Genomic DNA, 3752 nt, shown 5'->3' on the forward strand with positions numbered 1-3752 from the left:
CCCACCACCCGACCCAAACCCCACACCGCAGCACCCGCGACATCCGCCAACTCGTCCGAGCCGCCGACCGACACCGCCCCGCGCGTCAGCCACCACAACCGGCCCGCCCCACCGACGTCGGTCAGCGCCTGCACCACGGCCAGCGCCGTCGACACCTCGGCGGCGGCCGGAACCGGGGACGCCTCCCGCGGCTCGGCCAGCGACAGCAGGGACAGCACGTCGGCGTCCCGGGCGTCGGAGCCCATCGCCTCCCGCAGCAGCCGCGCCACCCGGTCGCGGTCGGCGCCAGCCGGGACCAGCACCGGGACCGCCCGGTCGGCCCGGGCGGCCAGCGCCGCGGCCACCGGGTGGTCCTCCTGCCCGGGCGCCATCAGCAGCAGCCAGGTCCCCGCCAATGTCGCGGAGTCCGGCACGGCGGCCGTACGCCACGTCGCCCGGTAACGCCAGGAGTCGACGACGGCCCGCTGCTGCGTTGCCCGCCGCCACCGGGCGAGCTTGGGCAGCAGCGCCGTGGACGGCTCGTCCGCGCCCACCGCGAGATCCTCGCCCAGCACACCGAGGTCCCCGGACTCGACCGCCGCCCAGAACTGCTCGTCGGACGGGGCGTCGGCCCCCGCCGGAGCCGCGCCGGGCTGGGGGTCCTCCAGCCAGTAGCGCTGCCGGTCGAAGGCGTAGGTGGGCAGTTCCACCGCGCGCGGCCGGGCGCCGGTCTGGCCGAGGTACGCCGCCCAGTCGACGGCCACGCCGGCAGCCCAGAGCTGCCCGACGGCGTTGGTGAGGGTGGCGACGTCGGGCTGGCTGCGACGCAGCGTGGCGACGTACCGCACGTCGTCGGCCGGGTCCGCCTCGGCGGCCATGGCGGTGAGGACCGCGTCGGGGCCGACCTCCAGGAAGGTGTCCACCCCCAGCGCCCGCAACGCCGCCACACCGTCGGCGAAGCGCACCGGCTGCCGCACGTGCCGCACCCAGTAGCCGGGATCGGTGATTTCTGCGGCGTCCGCCACCGCACCCGTCACGTTCGACACGATCGGGATCCTCGGCGGCTGCCAGCCCAGCCCCGCCACCACCGACGCGAACTCGTCCAGCATCGGCTCCATCAACCGCGAATGGAACGCATGACTGACCGCCAGCTCCTTGACCCGCCAACCCCGCTCACGACAGGCCGCCACCACCGAGGCCACCTCGCCGGCCGCACCCGACACGACCACCGACGCCGGGCCGTTCACCGCCGCGACGTCCACGGCCGCACCCGCAGCGTCGATGATCTCCCGCACCGCGATCTCGGGCGCGCCGACCGCCGCCATGACGCCGCCGGCCGGCAGCGCCTGCATCAACCTGCCCCGCGCCGCCACCAGCGTGCACGCATCCGCCAGCGACAACATCCCCGACACGTACGCCGCCGTCACCTCACCGATCGAATGACCCGCCAGGAAATCCGCCCGCACACCCCACGACGACAACAACTCCCACAACGCCACCTCGACCGCGAACAACCCCGCCTGCGCGAACACGGTCTGATCCAACAGAGCCCCATCGGCGGTGCCCGGCTCGGCGAACACCACCTCGCCCAACGCACGCGGCAGACGCGGATCGATCTCCGCACACACCGCGTCGAACGACGCCGCGAAGACCGGGAACGCCTCATACAACTCGCGACCCATGCCCACGCGCTGCGAGCCCTGACCCGTGAAGAGCACCGCCCGGCGGCCCGCCGACGCCACACCTGAGGACCGGCCCTCAACCACCGCCGACAGGCCGGCAACCAGGTCGTCCGCGTCCGAGCCCCACACCACCGCCCGGTGCTCCAACGCCGCCCGCGTCGTCGCCAACGACCACGACACGTCCACCGGCGACAGGGACCGGGACCGGGACCGGGACCGCACGAACGACGCCAACCGCCCCGCCTGACCCGCCAGACCCCGCTCGGAGCGTCCCGACAGCATCCACGGCACCGGCAACCCGACGGGCGCGACCGACGCGATGGGCGTCGGGACGGGCTCCGGCTCCGGCTGCTCGATGATCACGTGCGCGTTGGTGCCCGAGATGCCGAACGACGACACACCCGCCCGCCGGGGACGCTCCACCCCCGGCCAATCACGCGACGCCGTCACCAACTCCACCGCACCCGACGCCCAGTCCACATGCGACGACGGCGCATCCACGTGCAGCGTCGCCGGCACCGCCCCATGCCGCATCGCCAAGATCATCTTGATGATCCCGGCCACCCCTGCAGCCGCCTGCGTGTGACCGATGTTCGACTTCACCGACCCCAACAACAACGGCACATCCCGACCCTGCCCATACGTCGCCAGCAGAGCCTGCGCCTCGATCGGATCACCCAACGACGTACCGGTGCCGTGCGCCTCCACCACGTCCACGTCGGCCGCCGACAGACCCGCGCTCGCGAGGGCCTGCCGGATCACCCGCTGCTGCGACGGACCGTTCGGCGCCGTCAACCCGTTCGACGCACCGTCCTGATTCACCGCCGTGCCCCGCACCACCGCGAGGACCCGGCGCCCGTCGCGTTGCGCGTCCGACAGCCGCTGCACCAGCAGCACGCCGACGCCCTCGGACCAGCCCGTGCCGTCCGCGGCGTCCGAGAACGACTTGCAGCGGCCGTCGGCGGACAGGCCGCCCTGGATCGAGAACTCGGCGAACGTGCCCGGTGAGGCCATCACGGTGACGCCGCCGGCCAGGGCCAGGTCGCACTCGCCCGACCGCAGCGCCTGCGCCGCGAGGTGCAGCGCGACCAGCGACGACGAACACGCCGTGTCCACCGTCACCGCCGGGCCCTCGAAACCGAACGAGTACGCCACCCGACCCGACAACACGCTTGTCGCGTTGCCCGTTAGCAGGTGGCCGCCGACCTCCTGGGCCCGACCGACCGACCCGCTGGCGTACCCCTGGAAGCTGGCCCCGGCGAAGACGCCGACCGCGCCGCCCCGCAGGCTGGTCGGGTCGATGCCCGCCGACTCGACGGCCTCCCACGACGTTTCCAGCAGCAGCCGCTGCTGCGGGTCCATCGCGAGGGCCTCGCGCGGCGAGATGCCGAAGAACTCGGCGTCGAACTCGCCGGCGTCGTAGACGAAGCCGCCCCTGCGGGCGAAGGACGTGTCGGACAGGCCGCTGCTGAGGAAGCTGTCCCAGCCCCGGTCGAGGGGGAACTCGGAGATGCCGTCGCGTCCCGTGGCGAGCAGTTGCCACAGTTCTTCCGGGGACGCGACGCCACCCGGGAGGCGGCAGCCCATCCCGACGATCACGATCGGGTCGTCGTCGACTGTGGCGACCCTGCGGTCGGCCGGCGCGTCACCCGATGCTCCGAGCACGGTCTCCCGGATGAAGGCGACCAGGGCGGCCGGCGTCGGGTGGTCGAAGACGAGGGTGGAGGGCAACGCGAGGCCCGTTTCGGCGGTCAGCCGGTTGCGCAGCTCGACGGCGGTGAGCGAGTCGAAGCCGAGACGCTGGAACGCCCGGTCCGGCCGCACCGCCTCCACGGTGGCGTGGCCGAGCACCGTGGCGACCTGGGAGCGTACGAGGTCCAGGAGGGACGCCTCGACCTCCGGCGGCGTCAGGGCCGCGAGTCGCTCGCGCAGGGCGGAGGCCCGGTCGGTGGGGCCGGTCTCGGCTCGGGCCGCCGCCTCGATCGCCGCCTGTGCCTCGGGGATGTCGGTGAACAGGCGCGACGGACGCAACGCCGTGAACGACGGCACAAACCGATCCCACCGCACATCCGCCACCACCACCTGCGACTC

At 73.6% G+C, this 3752-nt stretch carries 1 pseudogene; it reads right to left on the reverse strand.

The window, feature by feature from the left end:
• A pseudogene (locus tag EV374_RS32295) lies at window positions 1-3536 on the reverse strand (type I polyketide synthase); the annotation flags it as partial.
• Window positions 3537-3752 lie beyond the last annotated feature (216 nt).

Source organism: Micromonospora sp. CNZ303 (assembly GCF_004345505.1).